This is a genomic window from Candidatus Cloacimonas sp. (genome assembly GCA_035403355.1).
Lineage (GTDB): Bacteria > Cloacimonadota > Cloacimonadia > Cloacimonadales > Cloacimonadaceae > Cloacimonas.
The window spans coordinates 1-17,476 of sequence record DAONFA010000011.1 but is presented as its reverse complement, the minus strand read 5'-3'; the positions used below and the strand labels follow the sequence as shown (position 1 = coordinate 17,476).

The 17,476-nt window shown below is 39.8% G+C and carries 12 protein-coding genes, 2 tRNA genes and 1 pseudogene; 8 read left to right on the top strand and 7 right to left on the bottom strand.

Annotated features, from left to right (window positions below):
* Nucleotides 1-544 precede the first annotated feature (544 nt).
* The 4 genes from ppdK (at nucleotide 545) to PLE33_04280 (ending at nucleotide 6,033) form a co-directional block, all read left to right on the top strand.
* Nucleotides 545-3,268 (top strand): pyruvate, phosphate dikinase, encoded by a 2,724-nt coding sequence (ppdK, locus tag PLE33_04295; GenBank protein HPS60462.1) that lies wholly within the window; start codon nucleotides 545-547, stop codon nucleotides 3,266-3,268.
* A gap of 283 nt (nucleotides 3,269-3,551) precedes the next feature.
* Entirely contained in the window at nucleotides 3,552-4,079 is a 528-nt protein-coding gene (locus PLE33_04290; protein HPS60461.1) for a DUF1232 domain-containing protein, read from the top strand.
* Entirely contained in the window at nucleotides 4,076-4,666 is a 591-nt protein-coding gene (gene rdgB, locus PLE33_04285; protein HPS60460.1) for an RdgB/HAM1 family non-canonical purine NTP pyrophosphatase, read from the top strand. Before PLE33_04290 ends, rdgB begins: the two co-directional genes overlap by 4 nt.
* Nucleotides 4,667-4,680: 14 nt before the next feature.
* Nucleotides 4,681-6,033 (top strand): phosphomannomutase/phosphoglucomutase, encoded by a 1,353-nt coding sequence (locus PLE33_04280; GenBank protein HPS60459.1) that lies wholly within the window; start codon nucleotides 4,681-4,683, stop codon nucleotides 6,031-6,033.
* Nucleotides 6,034-6,271: 238 nt separating this feature from the next.
* Here PLE33_04280 and hisS read toward each other — a convergent pair whose 3' ends face one another.
* From hisS to PLE33_04245, 7 genes and pseudogenes are all read right to left on the bottom strand, one after another.
* A complete protein-coding gene (gene hisS / locus PLE33_04275; GenBank protein HPS60458.1) occupies nucleotides 6,272-7,534 on the bottom strand; it encodes a histidine--tRNA ligase in 1,263 nt (420 codons plus the stop codon).
* A gap of 20 nt (nucleotides 7,535-7,554) precedes the next feature.
* Nucleotides 7,555-8,373, bottom strand: a complete 819-nt coding sequence (truA, locus tag PLE33_04270; protein HPS60457.1) for a tRNA pseudouridine(38-40) synthase TruA — start codon at nucleotides 8,371-8,373, stop codon at nucleotides 7,555-7,557.
* 11 nt (nucleotides 8,374-8,384) lie between these two features.
* The gene (locus PLE33_04265) at nucleotides 8,385-9,023 is read right to left on the bottom strand and encodes a hypothetical protein (protein ID HPS60456.1); all 639 of its coding nucleotides are present in this window, start codon (nucleotides 9,021-9,023) and stop codon (nucleotides 8,385-8,387) included.
* Entirely contained in the window at nucleotides 9,020-11,500 is a 2,481-nt protein-coding gene (locus tag PLE33_04260) for a tetratricopeptide repeat protein (protein HPS60455.1), read from the bottom strand. The genes PLE33_04265 and PLE33_04260 overlap by 4 nt, the downstream gene beginning before the upstream one ends.
* A gap of 31 nt (nucleotides 11,501-11,531) precedes the next feature.
* Nucleotides 11,532-13,049, bottom strand: a complete 1,518-nt coding sequence (gene hutH, locus PLE33_04255; protein HPS60454.1) for a histidine ammonia-lyase — start codon at nucleotides 13,047-13,049, stop codon at nucleotides 11,532-11,534.
* A gap of 834 nt (nucleotides 13,050-13,883) precedes the next feature.
* Nucleotides 13,884-14,666, bottom strand: a pseudogene (locus PLE33_04250) (MvaI/BcnI family restriction endonuclease).
* A 10-nt stretch (nucleotides 14,667-14,676) separates the two neighbouring features.
* On the bottom strand, nucleotides 14,677-15,579 hold the full coding sequence (locus PLE33_04245) for a DNA methyltransferase (GenBank protein ID HPS60453.1): 903 nt from the start codon (nucleotides 15,577-15,579) through the stop codon (nucleotides 14,677-14,679).
* A 496-nt stretch (nucleotides 15,580-16,075) separates the two neighbouring features.
* Here PLE33_04245 and PLE33_04240 point away from each other — a divergent pair, with 496 nt between their 5' ends.
* The 4 genes from PLE33_04240 (at nucleotide 16,076) to PLE33_04225 (ending at nucleotide 17,407) form a co-directional block, all read left to right on the top strand.
* The gene (locus tag PLE33_04240; GenBank protein HPS60452.1) at nucleotides 16,076-16,414 is read left to right on the top strand and encodes a DUF4878 domain-containing protein; all 339 of its coding nucleotides are present in this window, start codon (nucleotides 16,076-16,078) and stop codon (nucleotides 16,412-16,414) included.
* Complete coding sequence (locus PLE33_04235; protein ID HPS60451.1) at nucleotides 16,414-17,046, top strand: YiiX/YebB-like N1pC/P60 family cysteine hydrolase; 633 nt, start codon at nucleotides 16,414-16,416, stop codon at nucleotides 17,044-17,046. Before PLE33_04240 ends, PLE33_04235 begins: the two co-directional genes overlap by 1 nt.
* A gap of 177 nt (nucleotides 17,047-17,223) precedes the next feature.
* Nucleotides 17,224-17,298 (top strand) — tRNA-Thr (locus tag PLE33_04230).
* 23 nt (nucleotides 17,299-17,321) lie between these two features.
* Nucleotides 17,322-17,407, top strand: a tRNA-Tyr gene (locus tag PLE33_04225).
* Nucleotides 17,408-17,476: the final 69 nt, after the last annotated feature.

Here is a 17,476-nt window from a genome sequence, read left to right as displayed (position 1 = left end):
GCTTCCAAATTACCACTTTATCCTTCCCGGAAGGTTGACCTCCCGGTCAACCCACTTCTGGGCTAATTGATTGGCTGCTTCCAAATTACCACTTTATCCTTCCCGGAAGGTTGACCTCCCGGTCAACCCACCTCTGGGTTATTTGATTGGCTGCTTCCAAATTACCACTTTATCCTTGAAGGTTCAGGTTATGCAGTTTTAACGATTCTTTAACGCTGCTTTAACGCCGTTAAGGAATCGTTAAAGAATCGTTAAATGGTCATTAAAAGAACAAGTAAGAGAAAAGTGCTCTATCTCCGATCGGAAAACAACAGGTTACAGGATGCATATTTATTACCGTGGAAGAAGAACCTCGCGGATATAAAACCTCGCTTACCTGCAGAATTTTGTTTTAGTTAGAGCTGTTACAGGAAAGCAGGAGCAGCTAAAAAATGCTGATGCTTTTTTAGAGGAGAAAGCAAGAAAGCTATTGACAGATTTGCCAGAGAAAAGATTTTGACAGATAATAACATATCTTTAATGATGTTAACTTTATGGAGGATAAATGAATACACCTAAAAGAGTTTACCTCTTCGGAAATGGAAAAGCCGAAGGAAGTGCTGAAATGAAAAATCTCCTCGGAGGAAAAGGTGCCAACCTTGCAGAAATGAATCTAATTGGCGTTCCGGTTCCTCCCGGATTTACTATTACGACAGAAGTTTGCACTGAATATAACCAACTGGGTTCTGCCAAACTGAGAGAAATATTGAAAGATGATGTCCAAAATGCAGTCCGACATATAGAAGGTCTTGTTAATATGCAATTTGGCTCTGCTGAAAATCCTCTTTTGGTTTCAGTGCGTTCAGGTGCCCGGGCTTCAATGCCGGGAATGATGGATACAATCCTTAATTTGGGCTTGAATGAAACAACTATTCAGGGTTTAATTAAAAAGACCAATAACGAAAGATTCGCCTGGGATAGCTATCGTCGTTTCGTGCAAATGTATTCTGATGTAGTTTTAGGTCTTAAACCAGAAAGTAAAGAAGAAATTGATCCTTTTGAAGTGATTATTAACAGTGTGAAAAAAGAACGCGGCATCAGCAGTGATTTGGAACTGAATACTACAGATTTGCAAAATTTGGTAACTTTATTCAAGAAGGCAGTTGAGGAAAAAACCGGTAAAAAATTCCCGGATGACCCCTGGGAACAACTCTGGGGTGCTATTTTTGCCGTTTTTAACAGCTGGAATAATGACCGCGCCAAGTTCTACCGTAAACTGAATAATATTCCCGATGAATGGGGAACTGCAGTTACCGTGCAAGCAATGGTTTTTGGCAATATGGGTTATACAAGCGCTACGGGTGTAGCTTTTACTCGCGATGCCGCAACCGGAGAAAACCTTTTTAACGGTGAATATTTGATTAATGCTCAAGGTGAAGATGTTGTAGCTGGAATTAGAACTCCCCAGCAAATTACCAAAATTGGTTCTCAGCGTTGGGCAAAACTTGCAGGTATCAGTGAAGAAGAACGCCTTGGTAAATACCCTTCTCTGGAAGAAGCAATGCCGGAGACCTATAAAGAGCTTTTTACCATTCAGAAAAAACTGGAAAATCATTACAGCGAGATGCAGGATATGGAATTTACCATTCAGGAAGGAAAACTTTGGCTGTTACAAACCAGAACCGGCAAAAGAACGGGTCCGGCAATGGTCAAAATCGCAATGGATATGCTCCGCGAAGGGATGCTTGAGGAAAAAACAGCGCTTAAAAGAATTGATCCTGCTAAATTGGATGAACTTCTTCATCCCGTCTTCACTAAAGAGGGCTTGGCAAAAGCAAAAGTGATTGCTAATGGTTTACCTGCTTCTCCTGGAGCTGCTTCCGGACAAATTGTCTTTTTTGCCGACGAAGCAGAATCCTGGGCTGTGGATAAGAAAAAAGTTATTTTGGTTAGAGAAGAGACCTCTCCTGAGGACTTACGCGGAATGGCAGCCGCCCAAGGAATTCTTACTGCGCGTGGAGGTATGACTTCTCACGCAGCCGTTGTTGCCAGAGGAATGGGAAAATGCTGTGTAGCAGGAGCCGGTGCTTTACACATTGATTATAAAAACAGAACTATGACTGTGAACGGAAAGGCATATAAAGAAGGGGACTGGATTTCGTTAAATGGCTCTACAGGACAGGTTTTAGAAGGCAAAATAGATACTCAGGACCCTGAACTTAGCGGTGATTTTGGTGCCGTGATGCAACTTGCCGATAAATATACCAGAATGAAAGTTCGCACTAATGCCGATACTCCTAAAGATGCAACAGTTGCCAGAAATTTTGGCGCTCAGGGAATTGGACTTTGTAGAACGGAACATATGTTTTTTGAAGGCGACAGAATTAAGTCAATGCGGGAAATGATTTTAGCAGAAGATGAAACAGGACGCAGAGCGGCTCTGGCAAAATTACTGCCGATGCAACGGTCAGATTTTGAAGGCATTTTCACTGCTATGAACGGATTTCCTGTAACTATCCGTCTTTTAGACCCTCCCTTGCACGAATTTGTGCCGCAGGAAGAATCTGCCCAAAAGGAAATTGCAGACGAAATGGGAATTCCTTTGGAAAAGGTTAAAAACCGCGTTGCCTCTTTGCATGAAGTAAATCCTATGCTTGGTCACAGAGGTTGCCGTTTGGGAAATACCTATCCTGAAATTACCGAAATGCAAGCGCGGGCAATTATTGAAGCCGCATTAGCAGTTAAAGCACGCGGAATTGTTGTTTTACCTGAAATTATGGTTCCCTTAACAAGCACTGCTGCAGAATTTGAAATGCAGGAAGATATTATTCGCAAAACAGCAGAAAATGTCTTTGAAGAAAAGAAAGAACGCGTGGATTACCTGGTTGGAACAATGATAGAAATTCCCCGCGCTGCCATAACTGCCGATAAAATTGCCGAACACGCCGAGTTTTTCAGTTTTGGAACTAACGATTTAACCCAGATGACCTTTGGCTTTTCCCGCGATGATGCAGGTGTGTTTTTACCCGTGTATTTGGAAAAAAACCTGCTGAAACAAGACCCCTTCCAAATTTTGGATAGAGTGGGAGTTGGCGAACTGGTGAAAATGGGAACGGAACGCGGCAGAAAAACCCGTCCTAATTTGAAGGTTGGAATTTGCGGAGAACACGGTGGCGAACCAAGCAGCGTGGAATTTTGCCACTCCGTTGGAATGAACTATGTTAGCTGTTCTCCATACAGAGTTCCGATTGCTCGTGTAGCTGCTGCCATAGCCGCTTTAAATGATTAAATAGGAATAACGATCTATATTTAGTTAGAGGAAACTGTCCTTCCCCTCAAGCCGAAAAAGACAAAAGGGGAATGACAGTGTAAAAAATGCGGAGCTCCAGCGAGCTCCGCTACACAATAAAGCAGGAGTTCTCACTGCCGAAATATCTTTTGGGCAATCCTCAAATTTATTTGGCAGTGAGGACTCTTTTCTTCTCGCCCTCTCGACCTCTCGCCCTCTCGACCTCAAATAATTTGCTTGACGCTAAAATTATCATTAAATTATAGGTAAATGGAGGTTTATTATGAAAGACGATGATGTAATTGAAAGCAAAGAAATCCCTCGCGAAGAACAGGAAAAAATTAAAGCGAAAGTTATAAATGATGTAGCTGACACAAAACTGAAATTCTATGAAGACCTGCGAAAAAAGATTATGGGATGGACAAAAGAACAATTAGGTTCCTTAGGCGGAAAACTGGGTGAATATGTATTCCTGTTACCAGATTTCTTTATTCTGGTTTGCCGTTTGGCAATGGATAAAAGAGTCCCCGTTAAACAAAAAATGATTGTTGCCGGAATTATCACTTATGTTATGATGCCAATTGATCTTATTCCAGATTTCATTCCGGTTATTGGGCTGGTGGATGATTTGGTTTTGGTAGTTTTGGGGCTTAATCTGATTTTGAATGAAATTGACCCTGAAATCCTTTTGGATAACTGGAGCGGAGAAGGACAGGTATTAGACCACTTACAAAAGATTACTGCCTTGGCGGATCGCTTTTTGGATAAACACCTCCTGCAAAAAATCAAGAATGTGCTGAAACGCTTATGAAAATGGACATTTTAATTGCTACTCATAATCCTGATAAACTGATAGAATTGCAGGATTTGCTTAAACCTTTAGAGTTTCGCTTACATTTCTTGCAGGAATTGCCCGATTTTTTGCCTTCGGAGGAAGATCAGGAAACCCTGCTGAAAAATGCGATGAAAAAAGCACTGGAAGCAGCAAAATTTAGCGGTATGCTAACTTTGGCAGATGATACGGGACTTTTCATTGCTGCCTTAAATGATGCTCCGGGAGTTATGTCTGCGCGTTTTGCCGGTAATTCCTGCAGCTATTCAGATAACCGAAAAAAGGTCTTATCCCTGATGCAAAATACAGAGCAGCGGAAGGCATATTTTAAAACAGCGGTGGCTTTAGCTGCTCCCGATGGCATTATTGCTATAATTGAAGGTAAATTGGATGGTGAAATAACAACAGCAGAATATGGCAGTAACGGTTTTGGGTATGATAGCATTTTTGCCGTAAACGGTAAAACATACGCTGAAATGAATACATTAGAGAAAAATCGCCTGTCCCATCGGGCTATAGCTATAAAAGCTATTATCCCTGTGCTGCAAAAGATAATCAATACTTGAAAAAGGAGTTATAGATGATAAAAGCAGAAATCTTTCGTCAATATGACATTCGTGGCATTGTGAATGAAGACCTGGATGAAGATACTTATTATCTAATCGGTAAAGGTTTTGGCACCTATTTACAGAATAAGAGCTTAAAAACTATTGTTTTGGGAGGAGATGCCAGACATTCCACTCCTGCCTTTATGAATGCTTTCAGCCAGGGAGCTTTATCAACCGGCTGCGATATTATAGATTTAGGAATCGTTCCTACCCCGGTTTTATATTTTTCTATCTGGAAACTGCAAAGTGATGGAGGAGCGATGGTTACTGCCAGCCATAATCCTTCTCAATATAATGGTTGTAAATTAAATCTTGGTTTAAGCAGTGTTTATGCTGATGAACTGCAAACGGTGTTAAAAATCATTCAAAAAGGTGTATTTGCTACCGGAAACGGCAAGCTGGTAAAAAACAACGAAATGAGTGATATCTACATTGACTACATTGTAAAGGGAATTAAACTTCAGCGTCCGGTAAAAGTGATTGTGGATGGAGGAAATGGAGTTGGCGGTCCATATTTACCTGCAATTTTGCGTCGTTTGGGCTGTGAAGTGATAGAGATGTTTTGTGAACCCGATGGTGATTTTCCCAATCATCATCCTGATCCTACGATTGCTAAAAATATGGAAGCACTTGCTAAAGCGGTGATAGATAATAAATATGAACTTGGAATTGGTTTGGATGGCGATGCGGATAGAATTGGAGTTGTGGATGAACAGGGTAAGATGCTTTTTGGAGACCAGATCCTGAATATTTTGGCAAGGGATTATTTGCAAAAGAACCCCGGAAAAAAGATTATTGCCGATGTGAAATGCAGTATGAACCTGTTTAATGACATCAAAAAGTATGGCGGTGAACCGATTATGTATAAAACCGGGCATGCCAATATCAAAATGTTTATGAAAGAAATAGGAGTAGAATTTGCCGGCGAAATGAGTGGACACATCTTTTTGGCAGATAGATACTTGGGTTTTGATGATGCGATCTATGTCAGCTGTCGTTTTTGTGAAATTGTTTCTCAAATGCCTAATCCTGTCAGCACTTTTTTAGCCGATCAGCCCAAACTATATAATACTCCGGAATTGCATACAAATTGTCCCGATGAGAAAAAGTTTGAAGTAGTGGCAAAGGTTTGTGAGGAATTTAAAAAAGAGGGCTATGATGTGAATGATATTGACGGAGCAAGAATAACTTTCCCTGATGGTTGGGGCTTAATTCGTGCTTCCAATACTACCCCTGTAATTGTAACCCGTTACGAGGCAATAAACGAATCCCGAATGAACGAAATAAGGAACCTGATAGAAGCCAAAATCCATAAATACCTGTAATATACATTTCATATTGGAAAGACATATAAGGAAATGAAGGTTTAGAGGGTTGAGAAGGTTTAGAAGGTTGAGATACCTCAAAGCTCTTTAGGAGCTTTTTTTATTCGGAAGAACGACGTCCTCGTCGTTCAAGCACAAGAAGGGATTGACCAGGAGGTCACCATTGCGATGTCGCCCTAAGGGGCTTTCAGGATACGGGATAAATGATAAAAACTATTGTAGCTTACACTATACTCCCTCATTCAGTCCTCATACTTTTTATGGTTTGTTCTGCATCCATTGGAATAGTTATTTGTTCTCCGGTTTGCAGGTTTTTAAGGTTCACAGTTTTGGCAGCAAGTTCATTTTCACCAATAATTACAGCATACTTTGCCCCGCTGGCATCCGCAGCTTTTAGTTGTGCTTTTAAAGAGTTCTTATCGGGATCGTAATCCACAATAAGTCCTTTAGTTCTTAAGGCATTTAGATAATGAAGAATCTGCATCCGGGCATTTTCGCCAACGCAAACAAAGTAGGCATCCGGTTTCGGTGGCAGCACAAGTTCTATTTGTTCTTCCTCCAGGGCAAGTAACAATCGTTCAAGACCACCGGCAAAACCGATTGCAGGAATACTTTTTCCCCCGATTTGTTCAATCAAGCCGTTGTATCTTCCGCCTCCCACAAGAGAATTTTGTGCTCCCAAGCCCTCATAGATAATTTCAAAGGCAGTGTTTGTATAATAATCCAGTCCACGAACTATTCCCGGATTTACAGTGTAAGTAATATTCATTGCTTGCAGATAGTTACAAACAGCAGCGAAATGCTGTTTACAGGGTTCATCCAAATAATCCATTTGCGAGGGTGCATTCTTTCTAAATTCTATACAGGAAGGGACTTTACAATCCAATAGGCGACGGGGATTTATTTCCAGTCGTTTCACACAATCGGGGCATAGTTTTGGTAAAAAGGGTCTATAATATTCCCGCAATACATTATCATAAACAGCAGAACAGGTAGGACAACCCACACTGTTAATTTCCAAACGCAAGTTTTTTAAGCCCAAGCTGTTAAGCCATAAATAAGCAATAGCTATCACTTCCGCATCGTAAAAGGGATTGTTGCTGCCGATAAATTCTATGCCATACTGATAAAATTGACGGTATCTACCTGCCTGCGGACGATCATAACGAAACATCGGTCCTAAATAAAACAGCTTTGTGCGGGAAGCAAGTTTATCCAAATGATTTTCTATGTAGCTGCGAACTACGGGAGCCGTTCCTTCAGGCCTTAAGGCAAATTCCCTGCCTTTTTTATCCTGAAAGCGATACATTTCTTTTTGAACAACATCGGAGCTTTCTCCGGAGCTGCGTTCAAAGAGTTCCGCTACTTCAAAAACGGGGGTAGTAATTTCCTGATAACCAAAGCAAGTAGCCATTTTACGAAAGCTACCCTGCAAAAACTGCCATTTATAGCTAACTTCAGGCAGAATATCAAAAGTTCCGCGAGGGATGTTATATCTCATTTTTCTGTTCCTTACCTTTTTTATTTTATACCGTTAGGCATAGCGGAATTTGCTGTTTCCTTTTCCTCAAAATCAGGAGTGTAAGATTCGTCAAGAAACTTTGGTGGATATTTTACTTCCGTTAGATAAAGTCCTGAGGCAGGAGCAGTTATCACCAAATTCTGGCGTGAGCATCTGTTTTCTAAAATGGCTAAAATTGTTTCGGGAGGCAGGTCTAAATGTGCCATATTTGCCAAAGTTCCGGTAATTCTCCGTGCCATATTATGCAAAAAACGGTCTGCCCGGTAATCAAAAATAAAGTAGCTTTCCGATTCGTTTATTTCTATTTGTTGCAAATCGCATATCCGATTGGGAACTTCCGGATTGCTGCGTCCGAAAGAAGAAAAATCGTGTTTTCCCATAATGTATTTGGCAGCGGCTTGCATTTTTCCCAAGTCCAGTTTCAGGTGAGGCAAAAAACCACTGTAATTCCTGTTGAAAGGTGTTCTTTCCTTAGCCAGCAAATAGCGATAATTGCGTTCATAAGCTTGATAGCGGGCATTTAAACAAGGGCTTACTTTCAATATCTCCAGCACTTGAATATCCGCAGGCAAATATCTGTTGAAAGCTAAAAGTAATTGCTTCTCTTGCATTGAACCGCAATAATCAAAATGCGCATACTGTCCTAAGGCATGAACTCCTGCATCAGTTCTTCCGGCAGCAATAATAGCTGATTTTTCCCCGGCAAATATTGCCAGAACTTCTTCCATCACTTCCTGAATAGCAAGGCCGTTCTTCTGTTTTTGCCATCCGCAATAGCCAGTGCCATCATAACAGATATGGATTAAATAGCGTGACATAAACAACCTCTTTATAAACTATGAACTATCACTAAAAGGGCTAAGATAAATATCCCTAAATAGTTAGCTCGGCGATTAACAGTTTTCTCTGCTCTCTCAAAACTCAGCAGATTAGTTACTGTATCACTAATTTCCGGAGAAAGCGCAGAAACATTAGCCAACACGCTAAAAAGTTGAGCTAAAGAAAGATTGCTTTCTTTAGATAGTTTCAGCTCTTTGTAGGCGGTAAAAAAAGACCTGGTAAAGAACACTGTAGCAAAGAGATAAAAGAAGAGAGAATTTACCGGTTTCCATTTTCGGATAAATCTGCTCTGGTATGCTATTTGCTCCATTTTCACATTCCCCAAAACATATACCGTAACCGCAATCAGATATAAAATCTGCACATTGAAAAACACGGTTGTTAGAAATTCCTGGGCAAAAAGAGTAGCAAAAACCCAGTAGCCCGCAAAGAAAGGCAGTAATTTTTTTATAGCAGCAAGCAAAGCAAGATAGAGCTGCGGTTCCAGAACCAAAACAGCCAAAATTAAAAGCAGCTGAATAACCAGCTGACGCAGCGAAGAATCCAATCCAATTGCCAGACCTGTTAAAAAAACAGCGGCTTTAAGATAGAAATGTTGACCGGAAACCGGGTGTTTCAACCACTTCATTCAAGTGGCGGTTCCTCTTTTTTTTCCGGAATAACCTCTTCCGGGGAAGCAGGGACAGGATTATCAACCGGGCTTTCCATTTCCGGAACTGAAATTTGCTCTTCCGTTTTATCTTCAGGAGGTGAAACAGCTTTCGCCAGAGAATCCATCAGCACGGGAATACCGCTATACATTTTTAAACTATCCGGCAGGGTTGCATAAATTTCTGCGGGAGTAGGAAAATTCCATTCCTTAATGCTTTCCGGCTGTTCCACTCCGGTAGAATCAACTGCCGTAGTATCATTTTGAGGAATAACTACAGGAGGGGCACCTCTTAAAAGGAAGTTATTGCCATCAAAGAATCTACGCGCTACCGTGGCAAATTCGCCAGCTTCGGGTTCATCTAAAACAGCTTTCAGGTAGGGCTTTGCCAGCAGAGTATCCATATTTTCAAAACTGTAATACCAACCCAAACGGAAATTGGCAGCCAGCTTAATTTTATGATAAGGTGAGTTTGTTAGTTCCTGTAAGCCGACAAGAGCAGAATCAGGAGCAGTGGTAATATTCTCTAAATAACTGTCTAAAAGCTGTTCCATTCTTTCTTCCCGCGGGTCAATCAGACGGACGGGCAAATTATTTTGCAGGGCATTTAGGGCTTTAGTAAATTTGTTTTCCGGGTATTGTTCCTGCATTTTAGCCATAATCTCACCATTTTCAGGAAGTTCCGGAGAAAGATTATGATAGATGGAACCAATGGCAAACATACAGAAAGGAATTATTTCACTGTCAAAACGCTCAATAATTTCATCCAGTTTTTCCAGGCGCTGGCTATATTGTGCGTTTTCTTTTTCCAGGGCTTGAATGCGTTGCCCAATTGCCAAAGTTAGCGAATCGCTTTCTGAATTTGCATTGGGAGAGACAAATTCCGGTTTTTCTTCTGTGGCAAGAGAATCGGGCAGCGGGTTAAAAATATTTATTTCTTCTCTAAAAGCCAAAGAATCGCCTTCGGAAATTACCACTTCCTGTTGTAAACTATCGGCTAAAGGAATTTCTACTTCTGCTGTTTTTAAGGTATCGGCAAGGGTTTGTTCGTTATCCGATTCGTTGATTATAACCTCTGCCAAAGTATCAGTAACCGCTTTTACAGCTGTAGTATCACTTTGTGCCACAGGAAGTTCTGTTTGTTCTAAGGTTCCCGAACTATCCGTAACGGGAATAATGGTTGCAGGCAAGATTGCCTTCAGCGAATCCAGAAGAGCGTTATTTTTGTTCAATGCTGTCCGAATAGAATCCCTTCTGGCTATTAAACTATTCTTTTGGGCAATCACAATTTTATAACGGGCAACCGCAGAATCCGGCATCGCCAGAACATTCAAAAAACTTTCCGCCGCTTGATATTGGTAATCTAAAAACTGGGAAAGACCGGTTTCACAATCAAGACCAGCGCGGGGAGCAACTGAACCCAAAGCGGAAGCTTTTGCTTGAGCGATTTTTGCCAAAGGAGAATTGGAAAATTCAATGCGCACTTTATTATAATTAGTTATTGCCTGGGGAATTTTGCCCTGATTGTAATAATAGTTTTCCGCCAGGTAATAATAGGCACCTGCAGAGCCCTCGGTGCGCGGATAATTTTTGGTGATAAATTCAATTTCGGTTCTTGCCTCGGTTGTATCTCCCAAAGCAATGTGAGCTCTGGCTTTCAGTAATCGCACAAAAGGAATTTTATCAGGACGGGTTTCAGTTCTGATTAGCCCTTTTGCTGTCTTTAATGCTTTATTCGCTTGTCCCAGTTCCAATTCATTCAAGCCAATGTAATAGGTTCCTTCCAGTTTTTTTTCCTTATCTATGCCGCGTGCTTTCTGCATTGTTTTAAATGCTTCCAGCGATTTATCATAATCCTTTTGCTCATAATAATTCTTACCGAACAGGAAATATGCTTCGCGGTATTCTTTGGTTTTAGGATATTCCGTAATTATCCTTTCCAGATAGTGTTGGGCTTTAATAAAGTCCTTATCTTTAATGGCAAAATCAGCTAAAGCGGATAACGCCTGAGGATGCTGTTTGCGAAATTTGGGATTACGCAAAAATTCATCCAGCAATTTTTCCGCCTCTTTGGGTTGATTGGTCTCCCGCAAAATTTTGGCAATATAAATATATGCTTCGGGAACATATTTACTCTCGGGAAAACGGATAACAAGGTTTTGGAACTGATCTTTTGCCTGAAAAGCGCTATTGCCTTTGTAGTAAAGGGATTTCGCCATCAAATAGTATGCCTCTTCCACCCTTTTTCCTTTTTTATCTGTCTCAATAATTTTCCCGCATTTTTTAATCGCTTTAGTATATTCATCAATTGCCTGGGCATTAGGCCTGCCGTTACTGGTTAGAGGTCTGGACTGTGCCGAATTAAAATAGTTACGGGCATTAAACATTGTATTCACTTCGCAGGCAAAAACACCCGCAAAACAAAGCAGACAGATAAATATATCCCTGAATTTCATAAATCAACAGCCGTAAAACAGCATAATCTTGTCAATCAATTTCAGGACAAATTTCCTCTAAACAACCAGAACGCACCAGCGCAATTGCTTTATTTACATCGGGATACATAATTCTATCACCATTTAGAGGAGCAACATTTTCCCGCAGAGTTGCCTTCACCTTTTCCAAAATAACAGAAGAAGGAAATTCTCTTTGGTCTAAGGCAGAACAGGCAATTAGCAGTTCAATTCCCAGAACAGAAGCCACATTTTGCACAATTTGGCAAAGCTTTAACGCCGAGATTGACCCCATTGAAACATGATCTTCCTGATTAGCAGAAGTGGGAATGGAATCCACACAGGCAGGATGAGCCAGCACTTTATTTTCCGAAACCAGCGAAGCAGCCGTCATTTGCTGAATCATAAAACCGGAATCAATCCCCGGACGGGTTGCCAAAAATGGCGAAAGTCCACGCGAAAGAGCCGAATTCAACATCTGTTCAATTCGGCGTTCAGAAATGGAAGCCAGCTCACTAATTGCCAAACCTAATGTATCCAACGCAATAGCCAGGGGTTCACCATGAAAATTTCCCCCGGAAATAACTTTACCCTCATCAGGAAATATTAGCGGATTATCCGTTGCCGAATTTATTTCTATTTCCAAAACACCTCGCACATAAGCACAGGCATCTCTCACCGCACCATTAACTTGAGGGGTACACCGCAAACTATAAGCATCTTGAACATTACCGCAATTTAAGTGGGATTCGCGTAAAGGACTTCCCTCCAAAAGGGTTCTGATGTTTTTGGCGGATATTTTCTGCCCGGGATGGGGTCGTAAATTATGAATCAATTCATCAAATGCTTTGGGAGTACCTTTTAAGGCATCAATGCTCATTGCAGCAATAATATCGGCAGAACGACACAAACGCTCTGCTTCCAAAAGGTTTAATACCCCCAAAGCAGTCATAACTTGAGTGCCGTTATTTAGCGCAAGCCCTTCCTTGGCAGCAAGTTGGACAGGAGTTATACCCGCTTTTTGCATTGCCTTTTCACCCGAAAGATGCTCTCCTTTATAAATTGCTTCTCCTTCACCAATCAGCACTAAAGCCAAATGTGAAAGCGGAGAAAGGTCGCCACTGGCTCCAACTGAACCCCGCATAGGAATTATTGGCTGAATTCCTTTATTCAACATTTGCACCAGGGTTTCCAAGGTCTCTAACCGAATGCCGGAGTGACCTTTAGCTAAGACCGCAATACGCAAAAGCATTATTGCCCGCGTCTGTTCTTCAGAATAGGGTTCACCGATGTTTGTAGAATGACTGCGAATTAAATTTAATTGCAGTTCCGCTATGTTTTCCTTGGGGATAGTTACAGTGCTGAATTTGCCGAAACCGGTATTCAACCCGTAAACAATTTCGCCGTTTTCTATTATTTTATCTACATAAGCACGGCATTTAGCCACTTTTTCCTTACTGGATTCCGATAGCCGAATGGGAACATTATAACGGGCAACCTGTTCCACTGCCTCTAAGGTTAAGGAATTGCCGTCAATGATAATTTCCTGCATTTTATCCTCTGTTTTCGTTAATTTTGAAGTTGGTAAACAAAAAAAATGCTAATTTTGAACATTTATTTGCATTGATAGGTTTTTGTCAAGCACGGAAAGCTCCGGCTTATATTTTTCTTCTTTCCTGCTTTTTGCCATTACTTAAGAGCATAAATCAAGCGCTTATCTAACCTTTATCAAGCGTTAATAGTTAACGCTTGATTAAGGTATGTTGAACGATAGATTAACAGCTTTAGGAAAGAAAGATAGGAGTCAGCTATAGTCCATTCTGGTCTAACTTACAATTTTCAATGCGGATAGCAGTTAGAGTTTGGTTGTTAGTGAGAAGTTCGTGGAATGTAGTTTTTAGGGAAGGCAGTTGAAAATTGGAAGTAAAAGCCTTCCGCCGTCTGCATTGTAACTTTTCCGAGGGGCTTACGCACTCTTCGCTATTATTGCGTCACCCAAAAGGGCTTTTGGCAGAGAGCTGAGGGCTAAGGGAGGCAAAACCTTTCCAACGAGAGGCTTACGACATCCTCATCGTTCAAGCACCCGAAGAGGTTGACCAGGAGGTCAACCTTCCGGAAAAACGACATCCTCGTCGTTTAGTTGTAACACTGGTGTTTCGTTAGCGTTTGCCTTTCGGTAAAGAAACAAAAGTAAGAGGTGGGTTGACCAGGAGGTTAGCATTACGATGGCACCCTATAGGGCTTTCAGGTAAATATTGTTTTAAAAATCCCAATAATCCTTATAATCCTCTTCATCCCAGACCAATTATTTTCTCTTGCCCAAAATCCTTAAAAATCAGTAAATTAATATGGAAGTTGCATTTCTTGTATTAGGAACATAATTTTTCTATAATGGAGTAACATCCTCATACAGTAATGGTAGATTAGTTTCTCTGATTCTAAACTTTGTGCCGTGATTATGACCTGTTCTTGCATCAAAATCAATATAGATTAAGTTTTTCTCAAGAGCATTTATAAACTTATCCATAGAAAAATTACTCAGCATTTTTATATCATTATATTGCAGATACTCTTTCCCCTTCTCTTTTTTCACATCTACCAGAATGAAAAAACAATTGGTAAGTTTAGTCCTAATATGTGCTGCTAAATCACTAAAGCCCCAATAAGGTTCAGGATCCAAGTTACCAAGACCTATCCTTTGTTCAACTGTTTTAAGCCAGTTTCTGTGTTTTTGGTCAACCTTCGTAGCGTCAAATCTTATAATAATCTTTCATTTTTTTTTGCCCAATTCTACTGTGAATCCCCTATCACTATATCTTTTACAATATATTGTCTGTCTAAAACTTAATTCTGAATCTGGATATTTCTGTCCCGCTTCTTGATGCCTCCAACCATAGTAAGGTAATAATAAGTTGGATACAATTCCTGCTTTTCGTGGTGAAGGTTCATTATGGAGCAATGTAGTTAAAGAGGTCGAATTCCTTCTTTTAGTTTTTAGTTCCCATTCTCCCGCATTAGCAATAGCCAAGTTATTTTCTTTTATACCTAATAAATCTTCAAGAGTATTACCGATTGATCCTGCATTTCCAACTCTTAAATTTTCAACCCACCCTAAATTTCTAATGTCTTCTAAACTTGTTATCAAATTATCTTTTGTAACTACAAGCATAATATTATCCTCATTTTTCTATCTCGCTTGGAGGTTTCCAAAAATCAAGCAAATATTCAAAAGTTGTTCCCATAGTGATATAATTGCTGGGCCATCCAAAGATGCCAATATTATTAACTATATTGGTTCTGTCCCAGATAATGATATTGCGAAGTTCCAATCCTCTTCTTCTAAGCTCTTCGGTTAAGGATATATGTAAAGTAATTCTTTTATTTTCCCACCAGAAATCGGGAACATTGATAACACAATGTCCTTTATCTTTCATTAACGGTAATAAATTTTCAAAAATATCTCCCATAGCCAAAGTCCATTTTTCAGCTGAATAGGTTCCAAGGTCTCTTTCATCTTGGGAATATTGCTCAATTTTATTCAGCTGACCATTATCTCTGTCTCTTCTTGATTTATTCTTTCTTTCTCTATTCAATAAATTGGAATAGGGTGGAGAGGTGAAGATTAGTGTAATTGATTGTTTAGGCAGATATTGATTAATATTTCTGGCATCATCTTCAATAGGAATCTGTTGACAGCTATTGAAGGCATTCTGTTGCGTTAATCTGTTGTTGCAGATTTCAATATATTCCTTCTTCAAATCAAATCCTAAACAAGTCCTGTTTAAATCTTGCGCCGCAACCAAAGTTGTTCCACTGCCTACATAAGGATCAACAACAAGTTCACCCTCATGAGAAAATAAGCTGATAACTTTCTTGGCTAAGCTTATAGGAAATGTTGCAGGATGAATGTTTTTATCTCTTATATCCCTTTTTTCATAAATAAATTGCCATACACCCAGTTGAGATGTTAGCCATTCTTTTGCTGTCATACAATTTATATGACTGGGTGGACATTTACATAATCTTGTATATCTGTTTTTTTTAAGCTCTTCTTTAAGAATATCGTTATTGGAGTTAGCCATATTTAATCAACCTATATGAAATATAATAATGTCATTTTAAAAAAGGACAAGCTGCGGTCAACATATTTTTCCATAACCCCAGATAAACTATAAGTTATCCTGTTTCAAATCCCTTTTTTGCTATGCTGGCGTATCAAATATAATAATTCATACGCTTTAAAGATTTCCTCTATTTATAAGATAGCAATGGATTTTTTAAAACAAAACGAGATTAACCAATAGGCAGCAATTTTGGCAAGTTAACAAAAAGAGAAACCGGATTTACTGCAAAATTTAGCATAACTTACAGAGGTTAAGATTTCATAATTAGAATTCGGCAATACGATGCCTAATTATAACTTCCAATTGAGATTACTACCTTATTTGAGCTAATTATTCAAGGTTTCTAATAAAGAGGAAAAAAGTAATCGGAGAAAAAATCCTCTTGAAAAAAAATGCTTGACACGACAATAATATTAAAAAGAATGAAATTATTAAAACCTGTTAAGGAGTAACAATGAAAAAATTACTGATCGTAATCGTCGCCCTTGCCCTAATTTTAATTCTTATGGGCTGTGCAAAGGGTCCGGAAAGTGTTGCCCAAAAATTTGTTTCTGCCTGGAAGAGCCAGGATGTGAAAACGATGGAAAAACTCTCCACCCCGGAAAGCAAAGAAATGCTTGGTATGTTCTCTATGTTTAAGGTGAAAGATGTTACCTTAGGTGAAACGAAGGTTACTGGAGACAGCGCTACCGTCAATGTTAAATATACTACTGAAGATGGAAAACAAGACGACTTTGATCTGAATATGGTTAAACGAGACGGTAAATGGTTGGTAGAGATTAAAGGAAAGTAATGTCCTTTAAAGACCTTACCCTATTAGGTCTTACCTCAATAATAATTTTATTAATTGGCAGTTCAGCAAGATTCTCCAGCCGAACTGCCAATTTATCTGAAGAAAAAAATTGTGAATTTCCTCCGCTATCTATACTGCAACTGAAAGATGGTGATGTAATTCTCAGAAAGGGTAATAGTGTATTTTCAGAGCTGATAGCCAGAAATTTTCCTGCTGCTGAGGGAATGTCTCATTGCGGTTTTATTTTTAAGATTGATGGTCAATATCAGGTGATTCATACTATTTCTAAATCCCTTTCTGATATAGATGGCATACGCATTAACACCCTGGAAGAATTTGTGCGGGAGGCAAAACAAAATCGTATTTGCATTATCCGTTATCATAAAAAACTGAATTCTGTTTCAATGAAAGCAAGATGTCTTGTGCTTTTAAAACAAAAAATCCCTTTTGATAACGATTTTGATCTCAATGACTCATCCCGATTATATTGTTCGGAACTTTTACGAAAGTGTTATCTGGAACAGGGAGAACCTGATTTCTTTCAGCTGCGTAAGATTGTTGGTGTTTCGGTGATTGATTTTGCTACTTTTTTTAACCCGGAGCTTTTTACCACTGTTTATAAAAACTACTGATCTCTTCATAATCTCCAATATGTAATAGCTATTAGTAAAAAATGCGGGCAAAAGTATTGACAGAAACGGAGGGTAAAATTTGTTAGCTCCAAATGTGAAAGACAATAAGAATATAGAGTGATACAAAAAAAGCAGTTGACAAAAACAGGGTGTTAAAACTTTATGACGAAACTTGTTGCCGATGTAGCTCAAAGGTAGAGCAATTGATTTGTAATCAATAGGTTGGGGGTTCAATTCCCTTCATCGGCTCCAGCGATTAAAGAAGTGTAATGAGTGGAGAGGTTCCCGAGCGGTCAAAGGGAACAGACTGTAAATCTGTCGGCGGACGCCTTCGGAGGTTCGAATCCTCCCCTCTCCACCATAAACTATACTGTAGCCAGCGGGAGTAGCTCAGTTGGCTAGAGCATCAGCCTTCCAAGCTGAGGGTCGC

What these genes read in the sequence shown, in the direction of transcription:
- ppdK (HPS60462.1), top strand. Translation starts at nt 545, where the DNA reads ATGAATACACCTAAAAGAGTTTACCTCTTCGGAAATGGAAAAGCCGAA.
- PLE33_04290 (HPS60461.1), top strand. Translation starts at nt 3,552, where the DNA reads ATGAAAGACGATGATGTAATTGAAAGCAAAGAAATCCCTCGCGAAGAA.
- rdgB (HPS60460.1), top strand. Translation starts at nt 4,076, where the DNA reads ATGAAAATGGACATTTTAATTGCTACTCATAATCCTGATAAACTGATA.
- PLE33_04280 (HPS60459.1), top strand. Translation starts at nt 4,681, where the DNA reads ATGATAAAAGCAGAAATCTTTCGTCAATATGACATTCGTGGCATTGTG.
- hisS (HPS60458.1), bottom strand. Translation starts at nt 7,534, where the DNA reads ATGAGATATAACATCCCTCGCGGAACTTTTGATATTCTGCCTGAAGTT.
- truA (HPS60457.1), bottom strand. Translation starts at nt 8,373, where the DNA reads ATGTCACGCTATTTAATCCATATCTGTTATGATGGCACTGGCTATTGC.
- PLE33_04265 (HPS60456.1), bottom strand. Translation starts at nt 9,023, where the DNA reads ATGAAGTGGTTGAAACACCCGGTTTCCGGTCAACATTTCTATCTTAAA.
- PLE33_04260 (HPS60455.1), bottom strand. Translation starts at nt 11,500, where the DNA reads ATGAAATTCAGGGATATATTTATCTGTCTGCTTTGTTTTGCGGGTGTT.
- hutH (HPS60454.1), bottom strand. Translation starts at nt 13,049, where the DNA reads ATGCAGGAAATTATCATTGACGGCAATTCCTTAACCTTAGAGGCAGTG.
- PLE33_04245 (HPS60453.1), bottom strand. Translation starts at nt 15,579, where the DNA reads ATGGCTAACTCCAATAACGATATTCTTAAAGAAGAGCTTAAAAAAAAC.
- PLE33_04240 (HPS60452.1), top strand. Translation starts at nt 16,076, where the DNA reads ATGAAAAAATTACTGATCGTAATCGTCGCCCTTGCCCTAATTTTAATT.
- PLE33_04235 (HPS60451.1), top strand. Translation starts at nt 16,414, where the DNA reads ATGTCCTTTAAAGACCTTACCCTATTAGGTCTTACCTCAATAATAATT.